Here is a 23152-nt window from a genome sequence, read left to right on the forward strand (position 1 = left end):
TTAAATATGGAAGCCAGACGTTAGAGCCTGGCTTTTTCAGATCAAGGCAAAGGCGTCGTAGCCCTCCGTGAGGGCAATGGCGCCTTTGCTGTAAAGAGTGCAGCCGTCTCCTTGACCCATTGTCTGGAGGTCTCGCTGAGGTCCTCTTTTTCCCCATAGATCATACAAGTTGTTCTGCGGGTCTGCTGTAATTGAGGCAAATGAACAGAAACAAGATCATTGTCCGCGAGCAATTGTGGACGAAGATATGACTTGGGCAATAGAGCAGCAGCTTTGGCGGAAGGCAGAAGTCGGATGATCGCTTCGAAGGAATCAATCTCCATGCGAATATCCGGCATCACGGCACAGCGCTGGAAGAGATCGTCCGTTAATTTGCGATACCAGGTGCCTTTGGAGAACGTGATCATCGGCAGATCCTGCAAATGCTCCATCCCGGCTTCCTTACCGGACAAGGGGTGTGTAAGCGGCACAACCAGTTCCAGGTGATCGTCGAATAGCGGCACACAGTTAAGCCCCACTTCGCTGATGGAGGAGGCGACAATGCCCACATCGGCTTTTTTGTCACGCACAAACGAGACAATCTCATGTGTTTTACCCGTCAACAGTTTCAGTTCGGCATTTGGATGTTTCTCCATAAAGGCATTGACGAGAGGTGGTAACGTAGTTTGAAGCGTCGTCAGACTGGCTCCAAGTGTAATGGTGCTCTGTTCTTCGTCTTTATACTGGGCCAGCATGGTGAGGAACTTCTGTTGTTGCTGCTTCTGTTCTACAGCGTAGGTATAGGTGAACTGGCCTACACTGGTTAACTCCAGCCGTTTGCCACGGCGGTGGAACAGGGCAACTCCGAGTTCATCCTCCAATTTGGCGATTTTGCGTGAGAGTGCGGGTTGGGACAAGTTCAGTAACTTGGATGCACGGTTCAGGCTGGACTGCTCCACGACCGCTGCAAATGCATTTAACTCCTCAAACATGAACAATAACCTCTTTTCCATGAATGTGATCCTTGCCCTTGCTCAATCGTTTTCCATGTTGTATAGCCTGTAAACCCAATGTTTCACTGCTTATACCTATAGGTTATAACATTTAATAATTATATTGCAATTCCCTTATAAGAAAAAAAGGAGTAACATGAACCGTGACACAAGTTGTTCACACTTGGGGAAAACGGAACAATTTGTCGAACCTTTTCATGGAAAAGGATTCGTGTCATGATAAGTGAAATCATTTATGAAAACGTTGTATTTAGCGAAAGGGGATCGACATTTTATGAAAGGGTTTTACTCCAGAAAGCTGCACTCCTTGCTTGGCGTCATTCCGCTCAGTTTGTTTTTTGTTGAGCATTTGGTGACGAACTTCACGGCAGTTGAAGGCGGCAAAGAAGCTTTTTACGGTGCCGTTGCATTTCTGAACGGTTTGCCTCTTGTTATTGTAATTGAGGCATTACTTATCTGGTTGCCGTTGTTCTATCACGGTGTTTATGGTCTTTACATTGCCTATCAGGCCAAGCCTAACGTTGGGCGTTACGGTAATGAGCGCAACTGGCGCTACACGTTACAGAGGGTAAGCGGTATTATTACGTTTGTATTCGTCATCTGGCACGTATGGGAGACGCGAGTACAGATTGCGCTGGGTAATGTATCCCATGAAGAGATTGGCGGCGTCATACATGATGCCGTGACGAATCCGATAACCTTTGCGATATATATGATCAGTGTGGTTGCGGCGTCATATCACTTTGCCAATGGTCTGTGGTCGTTCCTTGTTAGCTGGGGAATTACGGTTGGTCCGCGTGCGCAACGTGTATCCTCTTACGTATGTATGAGCTTGTTCGCTATTGTTTCCATCATGTTTATTGCTTCACTATTTGCTTTCCGGAGCATTGATTTCCAAACAGCTACTTCGATGATTGACGCAGTAAAAACAGTTCTAATTTAAGCATTTAGCGTATAAATGCTGACTTATAAGGGAGTGAACAGCAATGGCATCAACGAATGTAATTATTGTGGGCGGCGGTCTCGCGGGATTGATGGCGGCGATCAAATCGGCTGAAGCCGGAGTCCATGTTCATTTATTTTCACTGGTTCCTGTTAAACGATCCCACTCTGTATGCGCACAAGGCGGCATTAACGGAGCGGTAAATACCAAGGGTGAGGGTGACTCCCCATGGGTACACTTTGACGATACGGTATACGGCGGCGACTTCCTTGCGAACCAACCTCCTGTTAAAGCGATGTGCGAAGCAGCACCTGGCATCATTCACTTGATGGACCGTATGGGCGTAATGTTCAACCGGACACCGGAAGGTTTGCTTGATTTCCGTCGTTTCGGGGGAACGAAGCATCACCGTACGGCATTTGCAGGAGCGACAACAGGACAACAATTGCTCTATGCATTAGACGAGCAGGTACGTCGCTGGGAAGCAGCTGGCCTGGTTACGAAATATGAGAACTGGGAGTTCCTGCAGGCAGTTTTGGATGATGAAGGCGTATGTCGCGGGATCGTGGCTCAGGATCTGAAAACGATGAAGGTACAGACCTTCCCTGCAGAAGCGGTTATTCTGGCGAGTGGTGGTCCAGGGATCATCTTCGGTAAAACGACCAACTCTGTAATTAACACAGGTACAGCAGCAAGTGCGGTGTATCAGCAAGGTGTAAATTACGCAAACGGGGAGTTCATTCAGATTCACCCAACAGCCATTCCAGGGGATGACAAGCTGCGTCTCATGTCTGAATCCGCGCGTGGTGAAGGTGGACGGATCTGGACGTACAAAGACGGAAAACCTTGGTACTTCCTTGAAGAAAAATATCCATCCTACGGTAACCTGGTTCCACGTGATATCGCGACTCGTGAAATCTTCAGCGTCTGCGTAGATATGGGTCTGGGTGTGAACGGCGAGAACATGGTTTATCTCGACCTGTCGCACAAAGATCCGAAGGAACTGGATGTTAAACTCGGCGGAATCATTGAGATCTATGAGAAGTTCATGGGTGATGACCCGCGTAAAATCCCAATGAAAATCTTCCCGGCAGTCCATTATTCCATGGGCGGCATGTGGGTAGATTACAATCAAATGACTAACATTCCTGGGCTGTTTGCAGCTGGTGAATGTGAATATCAATACCATGGTGCGAACCGTCTGGGTGCAAACTCATTGGTATCTGCGATCTATGGTGGTATGGTGGCTGGACCAAAAGCGGCTGAATATATCAAAGGACTTAAAAAATCGTCCGCTGATATCCCATCTTCCGTATTTGAGAAACACACCAAACAACAAAGCGACAAGTACGAAGGCATCTTGAAAATGCAGGGCACGGAAAATGCCTATGTCATTCATAAAGAGCTTGGCGAGTGGATGACAGCCAACATGACGGTTGTGCGTTACAACGACAAGCTTGAAGCCACGATTGGCAAGATCAAGGAATTGAAAGAGCGTTATGGCAAAATCAACATGTATGACAGCTCCGGTTGGAATAACCCAAGCGCAGCATTCACTCGCCAACTGTGGAACATGATTGAATTGGCAGAAGCAATGACTCTCGGTGCACTGCTGCGTAACGAAAGCCGCGGCGCGCATTACAAACCGGAATTCACGGAACGTAATGACGAAGAGTTCCTGAAAACGACTATCGCAAGCTGGTCGAAGGAAGGCCCGAAAATCTCGTACGAGCCAGTAGACGTATCCTTGATCCCACCACGTATCCGGGATTACTCCAAGGATTAAATATCACGGATTTATCTATAAGGTTAAATATTAAGCACCTGAACGAAGAAGGCAGGAGAACTTTGGAGAAGCAAGCGCCTAGCGATGCTTCAGAACTTCAATACTGCCTCCAGCATGAATGGAGTGCAGTTTTCCAGCAAAGTTACCCACGTGCACAACATAGCGGAAGAAGCGGAAATACCCAGAAGAAGCAAAGCGCCTTAGCGATGCTTCAGAACTGCAATACTGCCCATCCAGCATGAATGGAGTGCAGTTTCCAGCAAAGTGACCCTGTGTGCACGACGTAGCGGAGGAAGCGGAAATGCCCAGAAGAAGCGAAGCGCTCGCCTTTATCACCGGATTTTAACCCTCGAAAGGGTTGATCAAAAAAATCCGGGGATAACAGCGATCAGAGGGGCATTCCGCTGACGAAGCGTCTCCCGTGCACCAAACCATTTTGCGCATCAGCAATACAATCATCGTCACCAGAGGAGGGGACTACGATATGGCGGAACAAGCTACAGCCAACAAAACCGTCAAGTTTATCATCACCCGTCAGGATAGCCCGGAGTCATCTTCGTACAACGAAGAATTTGAGCTTCCGTACCGTCCCAACATGAATGTGATCAGCGCCCTGATGGAGATTCAGCGGAACCCGGTCAATACAGATGGCAAATCCATTGCTCCCGTGTGCTGGGATTCCAACTGTCTCGAAGAAGTCTGCGGTGCCTGCTCCATGGTCATCAACGGCAAGCCACGTCAAGCATGTGCAGCCCTGATCGACAAGCTCGAACAGCCTGTTCGTATCGAACCGATGAAGACATTCCCAGTGGTTCGTGACTTGGTCATCGACCGTAGCCGGATGTTTAGCGCCCTGAAACGAGTAAAAGCATGGATTCCGATCGATGGTACCTATGACCTCGGTCCAGGTCCACGGATGCCTGAGAAGAAGCGTCAGTGGGCATATGAGCTGTCCAAATGCATGACATGTGGTGTATGTCTGGAGGCATGCCCGAACGTCAATGAGAAAACAGACTTTATCGGTCCAGCAGCACTGTCTCAAGTGCGTCTGTTCAACGCTCACCCAACAGGGGAGATGAACGCCGACGATCGTCTGGAAGCGTTGATGGAAGACGGAGGCATCGAGGGCTGTGGTAACTCACAGAACTGTGTGCAATCCTGTCCAAAAGGCATTCCACTGACAACCTCCATTGCCGAAATGAACAAACAAACGACCAAGCATATGTTCAAACGCTGGTTGGGTGTATAATCTCGTCATAACATGTGCAGAAGTGTAATCTGCAACTTAGAAGAAGTCGTGATCCCGTGCAGCAACATGCCGGAGATCCCGGCTTCTTTTTGTAATGAAGCAGAGGAACCGGGCTACCCATGCAGAATATGATATACTAAGGGGATGGATTAAGAGCGTAGAAGGAGGGGGAGATATGGCAGAGACACCGCGTCAGGGCAGCAACAACTCGCCGTCCCAGCGCTCGCACAAAGCATCAGGTGCAGAAGAGTCTGTGTTTCCTGGAGAAGAAAAGGATCATGATCCCTCTCGCCGAAGTTTCTTATTGCGCATGGTTTTGATGACAGCGGGTGCCAGTTTGCTTACAGGAGGTTATGCCTGGTTATGGGAACCGCGTCGTCTGGAGATCAAGCAAGTAGAGCTGAAACTTCCGAAGTTTCCAAAGGCATTTGAGGGTTTGCGTGTAGTTCAGTTCAGCGATGCCCATCTTGGTTTTCATACCGGGGTGAAAGAGCTGAAGAAGCTGGCAGCAACGATTGAGGAGCAGCAACCGGACTTGATTTGTTTTACCGGAGACATCGTCGAGAGGGAAGCAGAGCCGATGCGTGAATGTATTCCGGTACTCGCCTCCATGAAAGCGAAGTATGGCAAATTTGCTGTTTTGGGGAATCATGATTATCGGGGCGGACAGCAGAATGAAGTGACAACCATGTTCCGTGAAGCTGGATTCACTTTGTTACGGAACGAACATGTGGTGATTGAACAAGGGGGCGAACGTCTGGCCATAGCTGGTCTGGATGACGCACTTACAGGCAGTCCTGATCCTGCCCAAGCCATCAAGGGTTTGGATCATGATGTGTGGAAATTGTTACTTATGCATGAACCGGATTATGCCGACATTGCCACTCCCTATGGTTTCGGATTACAACTTTCCGGTCATAGCCATGGTGGACAGGTACGTTTTCCTTGGATCGGGGCACTGACAACTCCGCGAGGTTCACACAAGTATGTTCAAGGGTTGTATTACACGGATGTCCAGGGGGTATATTACACCACCCAGACACAGATGCCGGTGTATGTGAATCGTGGTTTTGGCATGACTCAACTGCCCATTCGTTTTCTGTGCAGACCAGAATTAACGGTTTTTGAGCTTAAAGGATCAACCACATAAAAGGAATATGAGATCATATCAGTTCAACTAAACTTTTTACACGAGAACGGAGAGGACAGAAATAACGTGAAGAAGCGAAGCGTTCGCCTTTATCTCCGGATTTTCCCTTTACAAAAGGGAATCAAAAAATCTGGGGATAACAGCGATCGGAAGGTTATTCTGTCATCGGAGTGGCAAGTGTAAACGTACAACGGTGAAGGATTGAACATGAATGGAGGTTATCCAGATGGAAAGAATTGCGATTGTATCCGACATTCATGGCAACATGACTGCCTGGGAAGCAGTGTTAAAAGATATCCGAAGTCGTGGCGTGGAGCGAATCTTTTGTCTTGGTGACCTCGTGGGCAAGGGGCCAGAACCGGTACAGGTTGTGGATCAGGTGAGAGCGACGTGCGAACTTGTTATCCGTGGCAATTGGGATGAACTGGTTGCGGTTAACCAAGACAACGAGAACTTTACGTGGCAAGCAGAGCGGCTGGGTGAGGAACGATTGGCGTACTTGGCGGGCCTACCCTTCAGTCATCAATTTCAACTGAGCGGTCGCACCATCCGTCTGGTCCATGCTTCACCTCAAAGTGTATACCATCGTGTACAGCCGTGGGACGCGATGGAAAAGAGGTTGGCCATGTTTGATCCTCCGGCTGATGAGCCTGAGCAAGGTGTTGCAGATGTTGTAGGTTATGGGGATGTGCATAACGCATTCTTGCAGTATATGAACGGCAAGTTACTGTTTAATGCAGGCAGTGTTGGTAATCCACTCGATCTTCCCCAAGCTTCCTACTGTATTCTGGAGGGTGAAGACAGCAACGATAACAATACCCCGTTCAATGTTCAATTCGTGCGGGTGCCTTATGATATTGAGCGAGAAGTACAGGTTGCACAGTCGGCGAATGTTCCTGCATTGGATTTCTATATTCGTGAGATTCGTACGGGTATCTATCGCGGGCTGCAGGAGTAGTCAGCATCTGGACCTTTTAGCGTGAGGAATTGAATGATGCAATATATTAATACTAAAATGCGAATACTAAAGTTCGTGGATCAGTTCAAATGGTATTACGCCGGATCATCATCAGAGCATGCTTGTCTTACCGGACTAGAGCCCGTTTAGGCAAAAGGAGCGATTGTCATGCTTACCCGAAAAATGCTGGTTCAAGGTCTGCCGGCTTTGTGGACAGAGCGTCTTGTCCTGCGATCATTACGTCAAAGTGATTACAGCACATTATCGGAACTCTTTTCCGATCCTCAAGTCATAAGATATGTGAATAGGGGAAGCCAGCCCACGCCAATCCGAGCGAGACGGTTATTGAACCAGATACGGAGCAGCAGCGCCAAGCTGGATTCGTTACATTATGGGATCTGCTGGAGAGGCAAGGAACAAGTTATTGGGATCACATCATTCCAGCACTGGAATGATCAGAATGGTACCGCACAGATTGGTTATATCCTGAACAGGTCCTGTTGGGGCAGGGGTGTGGCTACCGAGGCGGTACAGCGGCTGTTGCAGTTTGGATTTGACGATCTTCATCTGGGGAGGGTGGAAGCACGTTGTTATGAGGCCAATGTATCTTCACAACGGGTGCTAAGCAAAATAGGGATGTCCTATGAGCGGAGTCTTCCCTCGTTCGGACTGAATGATGAGGATGACGAGGGATCAGAATCCCTGATGGATGTTAAAGTGTACAGTATGTACCGGGAACAATACGTACGCCCGCTTCAGGAAAAAGACCTGCAAACCCTGGTATCTGACAAGCCGCAATGACATAGAGTAAGAGTAGTCAAACGTGAATGAATCGAACTTCAATCATTTGTTACACAATTGAAATATAGCTGCAATTGAACTCTAACAGACAGGGGGTAAACTTATCTCATGACCCCCTTTTTGATAATAGATAATGCTGTTGGGACCCGCGCGAGCGGGTTCATTTTTTTTGTCCATATAAGTTAACTGTGGAATATTTACACTGGCCACTCCGATGACAGAATAACTTTCCGATCGCTGTTATACCCGGATTTTTTTTGATTCCCATATTTTAGAAGGGGAAATCCGGGGATAGCGTATGCTTCCGATGCAGCTTTCTTTCAGAAAGCTTTTAGGCGACCGCTTCGCTTCTTCACGTTATTTCTGTCCTCTCCGTTATCGTGTAAAATATAATTATATTTCCTTATATAGGGCAATAAAAGGCCCCCACGGCGTGAACAAGTGCGCTGTGGGGGCCTTTGTGTTTGCTATATTTTTTACAGTGGAACAACCTGCATCTGTTTCTGCTTGAAGTATACCCAGTCGGTGAATCCGATCTCCTTGAGACGTGTACGAACGTCATCCAGCTCGTCTGCAACCCGCTGTGGTTTATGAGCGTCCGATCCAAATGTCACCTTCACTCCATAATGATGGGCGCGTTCCAGAATGGCATCCGAGGGATACCAGCCACCGCTGAGTTTGGTTTTGCCAGATGTGTTAATTTCGATCGCTACGTTGGATTCTGCAATGACCTGCAACGTTTCATCAATGGCCTGATCAGCGATAATTTCGGAGAAAGGTGGATAGTTTCCTTTCATCGCATCAATATGTCCAAGAATCTGGAACATACCGCTGCGAGCCGATTCCCGGATTAATGAATAATAGCTCTCTTTCACTTCAACTTTGCGAGCATTGCTTAGGCCATTCCACCGGGTTTTGTTGAAGATACTCACATCCTCGGTATGATGAACTGAACCAATAATATAGTCAAAAGGATACTGTCCCAGTGTGGTACGGTACAATTCTGCATGAACAGGGAAGTAGTCGGATTCAATGCCGAGCAGCACATCGATTTTACCAGCGTACTCTTCTTTCAAAGCAAGGACTTCTTCCACATAATGCTGCAATTCAGACTTGCCCATTGCGATCCGGGGAAATGCCTGCTCAAGCTCACTGCCAAAGTACGGCGTATGATCCGAGATACCGATCGCCTGAAGTCCTGCCTTAATACCTGCCTCTATATAATCGCGGATGTTGCCGTCTGCGTGACCACAACGAAAATGATGTGTATGAAGATCAAATTTCATATGGAATCCTTCCTTTCTCATGGCTCATTGTCATTCTGAACTGATGAATTGGGTTTCCGGCATACCTTTGAGGTCACTTATGAATTGTTGCATTGCTGAGTTAAGGTATCGACTGGACTTATAGATGACACCAACAGGGTGACTGACCTCCAGCTCACTTAAGGGTATCATTCGCAATGTACCTTGACGCAACTCATGCGCAACAGATTGTTTGGAGATGACAGCTGCCCCGAGATCAATCTCGACCATCCGTTTCACTTCTTCGCTGCTCGACAACTCCATTACAATATTAGGTTCAATATTATGTTTCTTGAAGATGGTTTCCGTAAACCTTCGTCCTACGGTATCAGGGGACAGCAGAATCAATGGTGTACTCCGGAGCACATCGACTGCAGCATGTTTCTTCTTCGCCAGCGGATGGGAAGGAGATACCACGAGTTCAAATGTGTCATAGTACAGCACAGATGTATTCAGGTTGGGATTACGCTCCGTGAGATAACCGATACCAATATCAACCAGACCATTTTCGACCTGGGTATAGATCTGTGATGAAGGAAGGGACTGGATACTGGTTTTGATCAGCGGGAACTGATCTTGGAAATAGGATAACACCCTTGGCAAGATCTGAATAGCAATGGAAGTTGTTGTGCCTAACACGATACGTCCCTGAGGCGTTTCATCGAGATCGGACAATTTTTGTTTCAACTCATCAACGATATCGAGCATCCGTTCAGCGTGCTCCAGGAATACCTGTCCACGGTCTGTCAGGGTAACGGGTTGGTTACGATCCACAAGAACGGTGCTGAATTCGTCCTCCAGACTTTTGATCTGGGCCGAGACGGCAGGCTGGGTCAGGTTCAGAAGTTCTCCCGCTTTGCGGAAGCTCATCGTTTTGGAAATGGTAATTAGTGTCTCCAGTTGGCTTATGTTCATAGGTGACCTCCTTGCAGGCAAAATTTCTTGATTATGTAGTGTTTAGTGTGATGTAATCCCGTAACTGGTTATTGTTCCGTTATCTTAAATTATAGGTGATTCAGGACAGCAGAGCAATGAAGGTAATGATCAGGATCAAAAGTAGTTCAAGAGACTGTGAAAAAAACGCGAATACAAGAATTTGATTTTTTTTACAGTTGTGAGAAAGCAGTAATAAAGTCCTAAATGCCCTTTGCCACGCACGATGATCGAAATGCTTTCTTCAAAAGAAGTGAAAAGCGCTGTTTATTCGCTAGAATCAGCTATAAACATTTGCCCCACGGATGACGATAAATTATAGTACACATGGTTTAACGAATTCTTAATGAATTCTTGTACGTGATAAAGTATAATAAATTTAATGAATATGGGACTTTTGGTGTGTGACCAATAACCCAGTGCGAGGGGGACATAGACAGTGAAAGCGGAAGTGATTAATCCTTTCCTGGAATCGGCACGGAACGTATTCGAACAGCTCATCCAGGTTTCGCCTTCCACCGGGAGTCTTGGCGTGAAAAATGTAGAGTACATTGCAGACCATGTCTGGATCGTGATCGGAATGACCGGACAACTTAGCGGAAACATTGTATTTGGAATTAATGAACAAGTTGCATTGAAAATTGTATCTGCGATGATGGGTGGTTTTGTCATTACAGAAATGGATGAAATGAGCAAAAGTGCGATTTCCGAACTGGGGAATATGATCAGTGGTAACGCCAGCACGATCCTGTCAAACCAGGGTGTTGTGGTCGATATTACACCTCCACAAGTGATGAAGTCCGAACATCTGACTACATTTAGTGCAACGAAAGCACTGAGTATTCCTTTGCTGATGGACGGCATTGGTGAGATGGATATTCAGGTCATGATCTCGTAGAATAGAACCATACGCCTCAAAAGGCAATATGTGTTCAATACGGGAGGACATCACGGATGCTGAAAGATCAGGTAGTGTTTATCACAGGTGCATCGAGTGGTATCGGTGCGCTGTGTGCGCAGATGCTGATAGAAGAAGGAGCCATCCCAATTCTGGCTGCCCGTTCACGGGACAAGCTGGAAGAGATTGGTGCCTCGCTGAAAGGGCCGCATGAATTACTCACACTTGATGTTACGGATAGTGAGCAGGTTCAGGCAGCTGTGGATGCGATATTGCATAAATACGGACGAATCGACATTTTGCTGAACAATGCAGGTTACGGGAAATTCGCAGCGATGACAGAGATGTCTGTACAGGAATTCGATGAGATGATGGACGTTAATTACATGGGCATTGTCCGCTGCACCAAAGCAGTGCTTCCACAAATGCTGGAACGTGGCAAAGGTCAGATTGTGAACGTGGCCTCCATGGCTGGCAAAATCGGTACAGCCAAATCCGCTTCCTATACAGCTACGAAACATGCTGTACTCGGATTTAGTAATGCGCTGCGTCAGGAGCTTCGCAAGACTGGAGTCATGGTGACAACGATTAATCCAGGTCCGATTGATACACCGTTTTTCCATCGGGCTGACCCTTCTGGCAATTATGTGAATAATGTACGCTGGATGATGTTGAAACCGGAAGACGTTGCGGGTCATATGATTCGGGCGATGAAAAAGCGCAAGGAAGAAGTGAATCTGCCAAGACTTGCTTCTGCTGGCATATGGTTGTACCAGCTATTTCCTCGTCTTGCAGATCGATTGTCGCACGGTGTAATGAATCAGAAGTAAATGTGATACGAGGCATCATATACGGAATGAAAGAAAGGCTCCGCCGAGGGGCTTTTCTTTTTTTTGGCGTGTATACATACAATTCTGGAATAAGATTTGGTACACGGGCTTTTTTCGCATATAATGAAAGGTAATGTGATGACAGGCTTCGGTTTATATCCGTACAAGCAAGGCTAGCATCAAAATGAATAAATTAAAAGGATGGACATACATGACGAATCAAACATTTGCTTCAATTGGCGTGGAACAGGATCTGGAGGCCGTTTTGGCGAAACATGGCATTAACGAACCTTCACCTGTACAGGCTCAGACGATCCCGGTTATTTTGGAAGGCCGAGATGTCGTATCCAAATCCCAGACGGGAACAGGAAAAACGCTGGCATATCTGCTGCCACTGTTACAATCCATCAAAATGGATATCAAAGGTACGCAGAAACTCATTATTGCACCTACGCAAGAGCTGGCGATGCAAATTGTACGTGAAGCGCAGCGTTATGCGGAAGAACGTAAGATTGGCGTATTGGGTCTAATTGGAGGCGCAGCGGCTAAACGTCAGATCGAGAAGCTACGTGAGCATCCACAATTGGTTGTGGGTACACCGGGACGACTGAAGGAATTGATTACACTCAAAAAACTGAAAATGCACAACGTCTCTACGATTGTTATCGATGAAGCAGACCAAGTGTTCCAACTTGGCGGCGTAAGTGACGTGAACTTTGTACTTAAGAGCGCATTGCGGGACCGTCAGCTGATCTTCCTGTCAGCAACCATTGATGAGCATACAGCTGGACTCGCAAAGCGTGAGATGAAAGAGCCTGTGCAGATCGGAATTGAACCGGATCGAGCTACGGCTGCGGGCCTTGAGCATTATTATTTTGTAGAAGAAAACCGTAACAAAATTGACATGTTGCGTCGTCTGGTTAGACAGTACAATCCGGATCGGGCAATCGTATTTGTGAATGCAACCGAAGATATTGGTGAAGTTGAAGCAAAAATGAATCATCTGGGCTTGTCCGCTGCTGCGCTGTATGGAGATGCTGACAAAGTGACCCGCAGTAACGTATTGTCTGCCTTCCGTAATGGCAAACTTCAGTTGCTGATTGCCAGCGAAGTGGCTGCCAGAGGACTGGATATTGAAGGTTTGCCAATGGTCATTAACTATGACCCTGCCTTTGACTCGGAGCACTATGTTCACCGTGCAGGTCGTACAGGCCGGATGGGACGCTCGGGTATCGTTTTGTCCATTGTGGATGAAACACAGATCTTTATTATGCGTAAATTCGCACGCGAACTCGGAATCGAACTGTCAGAACGTGTACTCTTTGGCGGTAAAGTACTGGAGGCTGACCCGCGTCCGGACACGCGGCCTGAGGGACATTCGTTCTCCAGAAAACCAGGACAATCCAGAGATCGCAAACCAGGTCAGGGCAATCGTAATGGGGGAACCAGAGCTACAATCTCCAATTCGCGTCCAGCAGGTAGCAAACCAACGGGTAATACAGGCCGCACGGAGCGCGACCAGGATCGTAAAAACAAAGGAGCACCCAAGTGGAGTAAAGATAAAATGCCACGCTCCGAAGAATAGAATCTGACGAAAGGGGTGCAGGGATAGATGGAAAACGTTCAATCGCCTGTTCTGCAAATCAGCGGGTTAAGCGGAGGTTATAGTGCCAAACGGCCCGTCCTTCACGGCATCGATCTGGAAGTTGGACGTGGAGAGATGGTCGGACTAATCGGCTTAAACGGTGCTGGCAAAAGCACAACCATGAAACATATCCTCGGCTTGATGACCCCTCAACAGGGCGAAGTGCGAGTGATGGGCAAGAAGCGGGACGAGGATGCGCAGATCTACCAATCGGCTATGGCATTTGTACCGGAATCACCTGAACTGTATGATGAGATGACGGTGATGGAGCACCTGGAGTTTACGGCAAGAGCGTACAATGTGTCGGAGGCTGATTTCAAACAACGTACGGAGAAACTGCTGGAACTGTTCCGTATGAATGAGAAAAGTACAAGTCTGTCGACTCACCTGTCCAAGGGGATGAGACAAAAGGTCATGATCATGTGTGCTTTTGTGGCAGGACCACCACTGTACATCATTGATGAGCCTTTCCTGGGACTGGACCCGCTGGGTATTCGCTCTTTGCTTGATTTTATGCTGGAGATGAAAGCTTCGGGATCATCCATCCTGCTCAGTTCACACATTCTGTCCACGATTGAAAATTACTGTGACCGTTTTATCGTTCTGCACCGTGGGCAGGTTATTGCTCAAGGGACGCTGAATGAACTGCGCTCCCAATTCGGGGAATCCGATGCCACGCTGGAGCACATGTTCTATTCCCTCGTACAAGGCAGGGATTGAGCATGGATCTCAAGCTGCTATGGAAGCAAAGACGCACAGGATTCTGGAACGGAATTCTTCCTTATCTGGGTTATGTGATCCAGAGCGGTGTAGCTATGGTCTTTTTATTTCTCGTCATTGCGTTCTCCGCCTGGTATACATCGTTTGTCCAGAACATTCCGGCGGAATTTCCGATTCGCTGGGTTGCATTGCTGCTGCTGGCACCGCTAGTGCTGTTTAGCAGTTATCGTACATATCTGCTTCCGGCAGATATTGTGTTCCTGCGACCACAGGAATACCGGATGCAGGAATATTTGAAGAACAGCTTTGCCCGGGGCATCATCTATAAAACTCTGGGCTTGTTGCTTGTATTTGTTACACTGTGGCCGCTCTATGTCAGAGCAGATCTGGATGCACGGCCATTTGGCTGGTTCATCGTATTCCTGTTGCTTTGGAAAGGGTTGTCCAGTTATGGATCGTGGCAAGAGCTAAGAATGGTTCAGGTCGGGGCAGCAAGAGGATATCGTCTCTTGCGATGGGCTCTGGCAGTGCTGGCGGTTGGCGCTTGGCTGTGGCAGCCACCGCAGCGCAGCGTCTGGTTCCTGCTGTTGCTGGCTGTTGTCTACATCGTCGCCTTGCGTATACCGGTGAAACATCGTGTTGCGTGGGAACGACTGATTCAGGTAGAGCAGGGTCAGGCTGGCAGGGTTATGCGTACGCTTGGCTGGTTTGTGGATGTACCTTCATCCGGACAGAAAGTAAGTTCGCGTCGCTGGCTTAGCAAATTGGGGAGTGGTCTTCCCTGGAATGCAGGGAAAGCTTACCGTTACTTGATAACCAAAACGTTTGTTCGAACCGAAGTGTTCTCAATCGTGTTACGCCTAGTTGTACTGGGCATGCTACTATCCTGGTGGACAGCAGGCAGCTACTTTGGTGTCGGGGTGTATCTGTTCTTCCTGTTGCTTGCAGGTGTTCAGTTAGGTGCGCTGCGTCGCAGTCATAGTGAATCGTTCTGGATTATGATCTATCCAATCTCGGGTGAGAGTCGTCGTTCTCAGGTGTTGGGATTCATATTCCATCTACATGCACTGGCTGCGTTACTCATGTGGTTGCCTATGCTGGCTGCCGGAGCAAGCGGACTGACTGTCACCGGAGTAGCACTTATTTTGGGTATACTGGTGATTGTGATCATGCGGCGTTCGCAAGGTAACAAGTGGTTGAAGGAAGAAGAGGACGAGTAAACGATCGGACACCGGACCAACTCGGATTATTACATTGGGTTCACCAGTGAGAGGTACAAAAGATAACAAAAGAAGGGTATTCCGGGCTGTGTCCCGGTATACCCTTCTTTGTGCTGTAATGGAATCATGCAATCAGATCACTGGGTTCTCGCGCAAGTGTGTATTGGCACTAACAGAGGAACGATTTAGTGATAATCACGAGCAAGATGAACAGAACGAGAATGGCACCTGTATTAGTAAATCCTCCGTAACCGCCGCATCCATAACCGCCTCTTGTATCTTCAACTCCAGACATGGTCATTCCCCTTTCAAGTGGTTGTTTGGCACGCCCTTGCGTACATCGTATATTATGTGCCGTGGGGGTAGGCTGATTGGGCCGATGCCCGGTAAAGCCAGAAATTAAAGCTTTTGGGCTGATAAAACACAAAAGAACCCTTCGTATATTCAGTGACATGAAGCGTCGCCGTTATACAAAGGGTTCTTATAACATTCAGGGTACAGGTCTGTGTTAACTAAGTCGTCCGCAGATCCTGAACTCCACGATAGATGGTTTCATACAGATCTTCCAACCCGGATTCTTCAATACAGGAGAAGGCGATTCGAAGATCCGATTCACCCAGCGCGATTGTACCCACACCATATTTGTGCAGCAAATGGCTTCGAAGTTCTTCAGCGCCAACTTCTTTTAGCTTCAGGCACATGAAGTAACCGGAGTTGAACGGATAATAGTCCCATGCATCTCCATACTTGCCGCTATCGAGAATGGCTTTTACCTTATTGGCGCGGCCTTTCATAATCTCGAACTTCTCCTGTTTCTGTGCTTCAAATTCCGGTGCTTTGAGCGCATCCAGTACAAAAGTCTGGGAAGGATGCGGGCCACTGGAGATCGTTGCCCGGATAATACCGAGTGTTTTTTGTTCCAATGCATGCAGAACGGCTGCATCTTCATGGGCATACGTAATGAATCCAACGCGGAAGCCCCATACGAATTCTTCCTTGGTTGCACCATCCACTTTTACGGTCAACACACGTGGATGAATGTTGGCAAGTTTGCCAAACAGGGATTCATGAATAGAATCTTCGAAGAACAGTCCAAAGTAGGCATCATCTGTTACAGCAACCACGTTAACGCCGGCTTCAGCTGCCTGAAGAATCGTGTTCACAATGGCATCTGCTTCTTCGGCTCCAGGCGTATAACCTGTAGGGTTATTCGGGAAGTTGAGCAGCACGATGGCTTTACCTTTGTCCTTTTGATCAAGCAAAGCCTGAAGAAGACCATCACTGTTGAAGTTCAACTGATCATCGAACAGGGGATAATGAACCAACTGGCCATGACGACGAATTCCGAAGGTCAGCTCGTAATTTTCCCAGTTTTTATCTGGATATATGACAGCGTCCCCTTCATCGGCGAACAGGTCGGCTACGATACTTAGTCCATGGGTTAATGCATTGGTTACAATCGGATTGCCAAACGTTTTGCCTTCCAGAGAAGGCGTTTCCTTCAGCATCTTGTCTCTCCAAACGGTCCGCAATTCAGGTTTGCCTGCAGGTGGAGCGTAAGGATACAGATCCTTTGGTTGGAATGCAGACAGCTTCTCCTGAATAACCTGAAGATGCATCGGCACACCACCCTCCAGGGCGATACCAATCGTGGCATTATGGGTCTTGGCCAAGCTTGCTGCTTCAGCAGATTGACTCAAAATCCCCTCTTTAGGAAAATAAATTTCTTTGCCAAGCTGTGACAGCATGGAGTAGACGTGACTGCTGCCTGTCTGAATACTTTCGTTCAACTGTTCAGCCAGTGGATTCATTCTTTTCATCCTTCCAAGTCTTTGTGATTCAACTGCCTAACATTATATCACCTTGACATGCCCCCGTCACGGAAATTACGCAATATGACAGTTATATCGCTTTACCGCGTTGTTGCAGAGGGTTTTCGGGTGGGTTATCGTTGAATTCAACCTTGGAGCAATCCTCAAGAAATGAAACTTATTGCTGATGAAATGGACAGTATTTCCGCATCATTTCAGCAGTTTCAGTATCTCTTCCTTCATTACGCTGTTCCAACTGACCACTGATATGATCGAATCGTTCACTGGAGAGGTTTTGTCCAAATTTAAACTTGGCGCTGATCCGTTCAGGACTAATTCGGACTACGGCTACAGCTTTGAGGTTTCCTGTATAACGCGAGTCAGTAGCGTCAATGGGTACATATCCGCCTTGTGGCTGGAGTTTTTCCATAAATCGTTGCAGTACCTTACCTTTGATGTCCAGATCTTTAACCGGTTCAGCCTGACCAAAGGCCATGACACTTTTGAAGAAAGAAGTTGCCGGACAAGCCAGCTCAGGATCACTGAAATAGGATGGAATCAGGGAGAACTCTTCAGCTACTGTGAAACTGACCGACGAATCCTGTTTGATCTGTTTCATCTTCTCGCCAGCCAGACTGCCGTGAAAATAAAAGCAACCGTCCATATATACGAAGTTCAGCGGTGTAACCCGTGGTTGTCCGTCCGGACTGACCGTTCCCAGAAACCCGAAGGAGCACTGATCCAGAAATGCGGTGATTTCCTGTTCTTCATCTACTGTGAATTCTTTCCGTCTCATGTGTATTCCCCCATCATTGAATGTATAATAGAACGCCATATCTTATGGATAACAATAGTTCATACATTGACAATGAAATAGATCCAATTTACATTCACTTTAGTAGGCCAATTAGTCGGGGATCACAGATGAAGACAAATGAAGAGAGGTGCAAGATGGAATTGTGGCTGCCGATGGATACCTATGAACTTCAGCATCGATATAAGTATGAGGCATTGTACCATGCGTTACGTGATGCCATTCATGCAGGTACATTGGTGGGAGGCACGCGGCTTCCTTCCACACGTGAGTTGGCAAGGCAATATGAGATGTCACGTGGTTCGGTAGCTCAGGTATACGACATGCTGCTTGCGGATGGTTATGTCCATGCACATCGGGGAAGAGGTACATTTGTCACCGAAACATTATCCACTCAGGAAAATGAAAAACAGGAAGCCGTTCTCAACCTGTCTCCCTGGGGTGAGCGGGTACAGAGGTTGAATACGCAACATGAAGTTCTGCGGACTCAGATGTCTTCACCGAAGCCGTCCGTCATTAATTTTCAAATGCAGCGCATGCCTGCAGAACATTTCCCGTTAGGGGAGTGGAAGAGTGCACTCGCTGCGGTTCATCGCAGTGGTTGGCGAGAATCAAGCGGTGTAGCCGGTGATCCGGAGCTGCGTGAGGCCATCGCCTCCCATCTCAGATGGACACGTGGTATTCAGGCTGAACCATCTCAGATTGTATTGTTCAGCGGTTCAATGCAAGGCATCACCCTTCTATCCCAGCTGTTGATCGCAGAGGGGGCAGCAGTTGTATTAGAGAATCCGGGGTATCCGGGCATTGCTCATGCCGTCAAGTCCTGTGGTGGGCATATCATCCCGGCAGAGATGGATGCCGCAGGCATTATTCCTCAGCCTTGGGAGGCACAGACGTTATTTGTCACCCCTACCCGGCAGTTTCCAACAGGGGCCGTGCTGGGATTGGACAGAAGACGTGCCTTGCTTGCGTGGGCCTCAAAGCGGAATGCGGTCATCATTGAAGATGATTACGACAGTGAATTCCGATGGGGTGGAAGACCAATTGAACCCCTCAAAGTGCTTGATCGTGAACAGCGCGTCATCTACGTTGGTTCATTCTCACAAACGATGGTTGCTTCGTTTCGACTTGGCTACACCGTCCTGCCACCTGGTCTGGTAGAACCTCTGCTTGCCGCCAAGGCGTTGTATGAACCGGTACCTCCGGCACTGCTGGAGCAGCGCGCACTGGCAAAGTTTATGACCAGAGGAGGTTACCTGAGACACTTACGGCGGTTAACCCGGTTATATGGGGAACGGCATGATTTTTTTGTCAGAGAGATGGAACTACAGTGGCCGGAAGCATTCACGATGCAGCTTGGTGATGCAGGACTGCATATCTACGCTACCTGGAATGGCGATGTGGACAGTTATCAGCGATTTAAAAAGCTTGCTCAGGAGGATGGCATACTGTTCCGTGATGCAGAGCGATATCGGCTGACTTCAGGTCATCCGGCGGCCTGTTTTGCTTTTGCACATCTGGAGAAAGAAGAGATGACAGAGGGAATCCGGCGAATGCGGCTAGCCTGGGAGAAGTGTACATTTTCGTTTCGGTGAATTCCGCTGTATAATGGGATAAGACATTCCGCTCCTGTAGGGGCAGAGATTATATATGAGCAAGTTGTATTTAATCATGCAAGATACTGAAATACATATGGCCTGGATTGAAGAAGTGAGATTCAGATCAGAATGATGCCATATGCAGAGAGATTAACTATCAAGGGGGAGTGGCGACATGCTGCAGGCATCGCCGTCATCATTTGTTATTTTGCCCGCTGTCGCCAAAATTGTCTGTGAACCGGGCTGGAAGTGGCAGAAACGGGAAAAACCGATGCAAAACTATGATTTATTTTATGTATGGAGTGGTGAAGGAACGCTTGTACTGAATGACCAGTCGTATGAAGTTGGCAAGGGTAGTTGTTTTTTGTTCAGGCCAGGAGATCATCCTACTGCAACACATAATAAGCAAAAACCGTTGGTACTTACGTATATTCACTTTGATGTGGACGTGCCTGTTGCTGACGTTCCCCAGTCCTATCGTGAGGTACAGGAAACGGTGGAGTTTGAGCATTTGCTGGCACGTTATGTAAGACTGTTCTTATCGGATGTGTACGGACGTGATGAAGAGAGCCGATTGATTCTGAAACAATTGATGATTCATTTGCTGCGCGCCGATACGGAAGAACCTGTGGAGAAAAAGGTGAGCAACCAGTTGTCCGATGTGATCCAGGAGGTCGCCAATTATGTGCGTCAGCATCCCGGGATTACGCATCGGGTGGAAGATCTGGCTGCGCGGGCTGGCTTATCGCCCCGATACTTCTCGATTAAGTTCAAGGAACTGGTGGGATCATCGGTGCAATCTTATATTATCCGCATGCGTATTGAACGGGCGGAACATCTGCTGGTGCATACCGGCATGAATGTGACCGAAGTGGCGGATGCTCTGGGCTACCGGGATATTTTCTTCTTCAGTCGTCAGTTCAAGCAGTATACCGGCAAAAGCCCGTCCGAGATTCGTTAAAATTCTGATGAGAAAAACAGGAAACCGTTTCAAGTCTGGAATGCAAGGGTAATTATCTAGCATTCCAGATGACCAAAAGGGGGAACTTGTGATGAACGGAAAACGTCGGGTCCGCAACCGGGGATGCTCTACGAAGGGATGCAATATTTTCCGGAACCGTCTGCGTCGCTTCAAACCGGCAGAGGACTTGCAAGATGTGTGGTTTTGAGGAGAACTCAGCAGACCAATAACGACGGAGCGAAGCTTCGTATTGCATGTATATATGGATGAATATGAATTCATAAAGAGGATGGCGCAATACCTGGTTACAGGTGCTGCGCCATCCTCTTTATTTGCGTATGGACTCATTAGTTCTTCGGTTTTAAACGACCAAGCAATGCTCCCATTTTGACCGAATCGCCTGGCTGTAAGCCCGGGTTTGGTTCGAATGTGCCACTCTGCGTCAGCAGAACAACGGTGGAACCGAATTCAAAATAGGCCAGATCATCGCCTTGTGCCCAGGTACTTATGTCCGTATCAGCATATTGTATGCTACTCACGTTCATCGCACCTACTTTGACAACCGCCACTTCACCGTAATCATGTGCGATATACGTAATGAGTCGTTCGTTTCGACTAAGCACGGATCTCATATGGGTCAGGCCAAAGTCATTCACGGGATAAACTTTGCCTTTGATGTGTTCGCTCTCTATTTTGCGGCCGCTGACAGGTGCATGAATGCGGTGATAGTCGCGAGGGCTGAGATAGAGGACGAACCCGTACCCGTGCTTGTACTTCTCCAGATGGGGAGAATGGTTTAATAATTCAGCAAGTGTATAATTTTGTCCCTTAACATTCAGGAGTGTCCCTGCAGATATTGGACCGGCTGCCGTAATCTTGGCATCTACCGGGCTGATCAGTGCATGCTCTGAAAGTTCCAACGGGCGCATGCCCGGCTTTAATTTGCGGGTAAAGAAATCGTTCAGTGAACGGTATTCCTTCCAGTCTTTCTCGGCCTCCTGAACAGGGATGTCGTAGGTCCGGACAAAATAAGGGATAAATGCCTTACTTCCCCGGCTTTTGGAGAAGGCTCCCACGGTCCGGGAGATCCATTTGCGCGAAGAAAGCTCGGTCATTAATCGCAACAGCGTTTTTGCCATGAATATCCCCCTTAGGGTTAATGCGAACTTCAAGGCCGGCAAGACCGGCCGTTCTGCATAATATTGACACAGAATGCACACGAAATCAATATAGTCTCCTATCGTATGTCTGCGGTTGTCTCGGAATTCTCGAATTCTGTTCCAGCAGCAGACGCCCATAAGCCATCGGTTTGCTGTACGTTGCCTTCCAGTGTTCCGACATTCCCGCCTTGCGAAAACCGTAACGCTGATCCCGTCCATTGCATTCAATAAAATAGATCTGGCCGCTGCGCGTTATCCCGAGATCAAGACCCAGATCAGCCAGATGTGGCAGACTGGCCGCCAGATTCTGGGCAATTCGAAGGGCAACGAGTCCGATTCTGTATTCCAGTCGAGCCAGGTCGAAGCCAGATTCCCCTAATCCAAGGGCCTCTGCGAGCTTCATGACTTTACCGCCCTGGGCGATATTGCTGACAAACGTATGGGCAGGAGCCGCTTTGGCAAACATGCCTGTTATTCCCCAAAGACCATCGCCGCCACGTTGTACAGATACCCGCAAATCTACCGGCCTGCCCTCATAACGTACCAGTGGGATACGCTCTTCAATGAGGTAAGCATGGCGAAAGATCCGCCTTAGGGTGGCGGAAGGGAGCTGTCCTTTGCTCAATCGGAAGGTAGCCCACCCTTTGCGTGCAGCCTTCGTCTCACAGGTTAGTTTCCACTGTCCATCTCGCTCAAAGACTCGCATAATACCATGACCGATGCTACCGCTACATGGTTTGATGACGAGGTCATCATGTTGTTCCATCATATAGGCCAGAGATTCCGGCGTAGCTTTAACCGCATGGGGCAGGTGTTCTCTCAAGGCGGGGTCCTGCTGAAGCATGTCATGAATGTGATCTTTACGGTACCGGTTGCGAACGTTGAATACCTGAATACCCTGCAACATCAGCTTGGTAATCTGATGCTGTTCCGTCCGGCGAAGCTGGAGTGAGCGGTTATGAATGACGGAGGGCAGTGGCATGCGCTCGCGAACATATCTGCCTTCTTTTTTTACATAGGCAAGACATGTTTTTTGATCCGAATCGATATCTTCCAGCCTCAAAAAGCAGGGAGTTAATCCATAACTGGCCGCTGCCTGTTCATAATTCGCGAGTGATTCCTGACCGGTCCTTCCGGCCGGTATCCCCCGGTACATGCGTGAATCGAACATAATGCCGATCGTTTCTTGGAGCATGACCGTTCCTCCTTCGATGTTATCGCGACCATGGATCGTCCATTCATGGAATGCCGGCCTGTCACCGCATGGCTCAGACATCGCGATAACGCAGACCGGTGTGTAAGATGCATCGCCAAGCACTAGTGCTTGCTCAGGGCGTGTCTAAAACTCTGAAGGAAGCAGGTTTTGCCGAATCTTCGTT

22 protein-coding genes are annotated in these 23152 nt (G+C 48.1%); 13 read left to right on the forward strand and 9 right to left on the reverse strand.

Features of this window, described 5'->3' with window-relative positions:
* Window positions 1-41 precede the first annotated feature (41 nt).
* The gene (locus AC1DE7_RS16975; protein WP_036673385.1) at window positions 42-971 is read right to left on the reverse strand and encodes a LysR family transcriptional regulator; all 930 of its coding nucleotides are present in this window, start codon (window positions 969-971) and stop codon (window positions 42-44) included.
* A gap of 295 nt (window positions 972-1266) precedes the next feature.
* On the opposite strand from AC1DE7_RS16975, the gene AC1DE7_RS16980 reads away from it, so the two are divergent.
* Both AC1DE7_RS16980 and sdhA read left to right on the forward strand, forming a co-directional pair.
* Entirely contained in the window at window positions 1267-1935 is a 669-nt protein-coding gene (locus AC1DE7_RS16980; protein ID WP_036605792.1) for a succinate dehydrogenase cytochrome b558 subunit, read from the forward strand.
* A 43-nt stretch (window positions 1936-1978) separates the two neighbouring features.
* Window positions 1979-3721, forward strand: a complete 1743-nt coding sequence (gene sdhA, locus AC1DE7_RS16985) for a succinate dehydrogenase flavoprotein subunit (RefSeq protein ID WP_036673387.1) — start codon at window positions 1979-1981, stop codon at window positions 3719-3721.
* Between the two features lie 78 nt (window positions 3722-3799).
* On the opposite strand, the gene AC1DE7_RS16990 is transcribed toward sdhA, so the two are convergent.
* Entirely contained in the window at window positions 3800-4057 is a 258-nt protein-coding gene (locus tag AC1DE7_RS16990; protein WP_477534847.1) for a hypothetical protein, read from the reverse strand.
* A gap of 148 nt (window positions 4058-4205) precedes the next feature.
* Between AC1DE7_RS16990 and sdhB the strand changes: the two genes are divergently transcribed.
* The 4 genes from sdhB (at window position 4206) to AC1DE7_RS17010 (ending at window position 7879) form a co-directional block, all read left to right on the forward strand.
* Window positions 4206-4970 carry a succinate dehydrogenase iron-sulfur subunit gene (gene sdhB, locus AC1DE7_RS16995; protein WP_036605794.1) on the forward strand — a complete coding sequence of 255 codons (765 nt, stop codon included), beginning with the start codon at window positions 4206-4208 and terminating at the stop codon, window positions 4968-4970.
* Between the two features lie 175 nt (window positions 4971-5145).
* Entirely contained in the window at window positions 5146-6120 is a 975-nt protein-coding gene (locus tag AC1DE7_RS17000) for a metallophosphoesterase (RefSeq protein WP_315370505.1), read from the forward strand.
* 226 nt (window positions 6121-6346) lie between these two features.
* A complete protein-coding gene (locus AC1DE7_RS17005) occupies window positions 6347-7078 on the forward strand; it encodes a metallophosphoesterase family protein (protein WP_253503083.1) in 732 nt (243 codons plus the stop codon).
* A gap of 168 nt (window positions 7079-7246) precedes the next feature.
* Window positions 7247-7879 (forward strand): GNAT family N-acetyltransferase, encoded by a 633-nt coding sequence (locus AC1DE7_RS17010; RefSeq protein WP_053061418.1) that lies wholly within the window; start codon window positions 7247-7249, stop codon window positions 7877-7879.
* A gap of 476 nt (window positions 7880-8355) precedes the next feature.
* Here the strand turns inward: AC1DE7_RS17010 and AC1DE7_RS17015 are convergent, their stop codons facing one another.
* Window positions 8356-9165: a histidinol-phosphatase gene (locus AC1DE7_RS17015; RefSeq protein WP_127547038.1), complete on the reverse strand. Its 810-nt coding sequence runs from the start codon at window positions 9163-9165 to the stop codon at window positions 8356-8358.
* Window positions 9166-9195: 30 nt separating this feature from the next.
* Entirely contained in the window at window positions 9196-10098 is a 903-nt protein-coding gene (locus AC1DE7_RS17020) for a LysR family transcriptional regulator (RefSeq protein WP_036605798.1), read from the reverse strand.
* Between the two features lie 457 nt (window positions 10099-10555).
* Between AC1DE7_RS17020 and AC1DE7_RS17025 the strand changes: the two genes are divergently transcribed.
* From AC1DE7_RS17025 to AC1DE7_RS17045, 5 genes are all read left to right on the forward strand, one after another.
* Window positions 10556-11014, forward strand: coding sequence for a chemotaxis protein CheX (locus AC1DE7_RS17025; protein WP_036605799.1), 459 nt, complete (start codon window positions 10556-10558; stop codon window positions 11012-11014).
* A 56-nt stretch (window positions 11015-11070) separates the two neighbouring features.
* Window positions 11071-11844, forward strand: a complete 774-nt coding sequence (locus tag AC1DE7_RS17030) for an SDR family NAD(P)-dependent oxidoreductase (RefSeq protein ID WP_047841269.1) — start codon at window positions 11071-11073, stop codon at window positions 11842-11844.
* Window positions 11845-12055: 211 nt separating this feature from the next.
* The gene (locus AC1DE7_RS17035; protein WP_405157850.1) at window positions 12056-13429 is read left to right on the forward strand and encodes a DEAD/DEAH box helicase; all 1374 of its coding nucleotides are present in this window, start codon (window positions 12056-12058) and stop codon (window positions 13427-13429) included.
* A 27-nt stretch (window positions 13430-13456) separates the two neighbouring features.
* On the forward strand, window positions 13457-14209 hold the full coding sequence (locus AC1DE7_RS17040) for an ABC transporter ATP-binding protein (RefSeq protein ID WP_036605802.1): 753 nt from the start codon (window positions 13457-13459) through the stop codon (window positions 14207-14209).
* Between the two features lie 2 nt (window positions 14210-14211).
* Window positions 14212-15429 carry an ABC transporter permease gene (locus AC1DE7_RS17045; protein ID WP_477534848.1) on the forward strand — a complete coding sequence of 406 codons (1218 nt, stop codon included), beginning with the start codon at window positions 14212-14214 and terminating at the stop codon, window positions 15427-15429.
* Between the two features lie 169 nt (window positions 15430-15598).
* Here the strand turns inward: AC1DE7_RS17045 and AC1DE7_RS17050 are convergent, their stop codons facing one another.
* The 3 genes from AC1DE7_RS17050 to AC1DE7_RS17060 form a co-directional block, all read right to left on the reverse strand.
* Window positions 15599-15724, reverse strand: a complete 126-nt coding sequence (locus AC1DE7_RS17050) for a YjcZ family sporulation protein (protein ID WP_206759599.1) — start codon at window positions 15722-15724, stop codon at window positions 15599-15601.
* Between the two features lie 217 nt (window positions 15725-15941).
* Window positions 15942-17240 (reverse strand): aminotransferase class I/II-fold pyridoxal phosphate-dependent enzyme, encoded by a 1299-nt coding sequence (locus AC1DE7_RS17055; RefSeq protein WP_091020859.1) that lies wholly within the window; start codon window positions 17238-17240, stop codon window positions 15942-15944.
* Between the two features lie 178 nt (window positions 17241-17418).
* Window positions 17419-18036, reverse strand: coding sequence for a pyridoxamine 5'-phosphate oxidase family protein (locus AC1DE7_RS17060; RefSeq protein ID WP_315370510.1), 618 nt, complete (start codon window positions 18034-18036; stop codon window positions 17419-17421).
* A gap of 155 nt (window positions 18037-18191) precedes the next feature.
* Here AC1DE7_RS17060 and pdxR point away from each other — a divergent pair, with 155 nt between their 5' ends.
* Entirely contained in the window at window positions 18192-19649 is a 1458-nt protein-coding gene (gene pdxR / locus AC1DE7_RS17065; RefSeq protein WP_477534849.1) for a MocR-like pyridoxine biosynthesis transcription factor PdxR, read from the forward strand.
* A gap of 178 nt (window positions 19650-19827) precedes the next feature.
* The gene (locus AC1DE7_RS17070) at window positions 19828-20613 is read left to right on the forward strand and encodes an AraC family transcriptional regulator (protein ID WP_036605807.1); all 786 of its coding nucleotides are present in this window, start codon (window positions 19828-19830) and stop codon (window positions 20611-20613) included.
* Window positions 20614-20960: 347 nt separating this feature from the next.
* On the opposite strand, the gene asd is transcribed toward AC1DE7_RS17070, so the two are convergent.
* Together asd and AC1DE7_RS17080 are read right to left on the reverse strand one after the other, a co-directional pair.
* Window positions 20961-21752: an archaetidylserine decarboxylase gene (gene asd, locus AC1DE7_RS17075; protein WP_036605808.1), complete on the reverse strand. Its 792-nt coding sequence runs from the start codon at window positions 21750-21752 to the stop codon at window positions 20961-20963.
* Window positions 21753-21837: 85 nt separating this feature from the next.
* Entirely contained in the window at window positions 21838-22968 is a 1131-nt protein-coding gene (locus AC1DE7_RS17080; RefSeq protein WP_076211131.1) for a YheC/YheD family endospore coat-associated protein, read from the reverse strand.
* Between the last annotated feature and the right edge of the window lie 184 nt (window positions 22969-23152).

The organism is Paenibacillus sp. 10L310 (assembly GCF_056395745.1).

Coding starts and splice junctions, on each gene's coding strand:
- sdhB (WP_036605794.1), top strand. CDS start 4,206: ATGGCGGAACAAGCTACAGCCAACAAAACCGTCAAGTTTATCATCACC.
- AC1DE7_RS17050 (WP_206759599.1), bottom strand. CDS start 15,724: ATGTCTGGAGTTGAAGATACAAGAGGCGGTTATGGATGCGGCGGTTAC.
- AC1DE7_RS17005 (WP_253503083.1), top strand. CDS start 6,347: ATGGAAAGAATTGCGATTGTATCCGACATTCATGGCAACATGACTGCC.
- AC1DE7_RS17070 (WP_036605807.1), top strand. CDS start 19,828: ATGCTGCAGGCATCGCCGTCATCATTTGTTATTTTGCCCGCTGTCGCC.
- AC1DE7_RS17020 (WP_036605798.1), bottom strand. CDS start 10,098: ATGAACATAAGCCAACTGGAGACACTAATTACCATTTCCAAAACGATG.
- AC1DE7_RS17000 (WP_315370505.1), top strand. CDS start 5,146: ATGGCAGAGACACCGCGTCAGGGCAGCAACAACTCGCCGTCCCAGCGC.
- sdhA (WP_036673387.1), top strand. CDS start 1,979: ATGGCATCAACGAATGTAATTATTGTGGGCGGCGGTCTCGCGGGATTG.
- AC1DE7_RS17030 (WP_047841269.1), top strand. CDS start 11,071: ATGCTGAAAGATCAGGTAGTGTTTATCACAGGTGCATCGAGTGGTATC.
- AC1DE7_RS17035 (WP_405157850.1), top strand. CDS start 12,056: ATGACGAATCAAACATTTGCTTCAATTGGCGTGGAACAGGATCTGGAG.
- AC1DE7_RS17080 (WP_076211131.1), bottom strand. CDS start 22,968: ATGCTCCAAGAAACGATCGGCATTATGTTCGATTCACGCATGTACCGG.
- AC1DE7_RS17045 (WP_477534848.1), top strand. CDS start 14,212: ATGGATCTCAAGCTGCTATGGAAGCAAAGACGCACAGGATTCTGGAAC.
- AC1DE7_RS17015 (WP_127547038.1), bottom strand. CDS start 9,165: ATGAAATTTGATCTTCATACACATCATTTTCGTTGTGGTCACGCAGAC.
- asd (WP_036605808.1), bottom strand. CDS start 21,752: ATGGCAAAAACGCTGTTGCGATTAATGACCGAGCTTTCTTCGCGCAAA.
- AC1DE7_RS17060 (WP_315370510.1), bottom strand. CDS start 18,036: ATGAGACGGAAAGAATTCACAGTAGATGAAGAACAGGAAATCACCGCA.
- AC1DE7_RS16980 (WP_036605792.1), top strand. CDS start 1,267: ATGAAAGGGTTTTACTCCAGAAAGCTGCACTCCTTGCTTGGCGTCATT.
- AC1DE7_RS16975 (WP_036673385.1), bottom strand. CDS start 971: ATGTTTGAGGAGTTAAATGCATTTGCAGCGGTCGTGGAGCAGTCCAGC.
- AC1DE7_RS17010 (WP_053061418.1), top strand. CDS start 7,247: ATGCTTACCCGAAAAATGCTGGTTCAAGGTCTGCCGGCTTTGTGGACA.
- AC1DE7_RS17040 (WP_036605802.1), top strand. CDS start 13,457: ATGGAAAACGTTCAATCGCCTGTTCTGCAAATCAGCGGGTTAAGCGGA.
- AC1DE7_RS17055 (WP_091020859.1), bottom strand. CDS start 17,240: ATGAATCCACTGGCTGAACAGTTGAACGAAAGTATTCAGACAGGCAGC.
- pdxR (WP_477534849.1), top strand. CDS start 18,192: ATGGAATTGTGGCTGCCGATGGATACCTATGAACTTCAGCATCGATAT.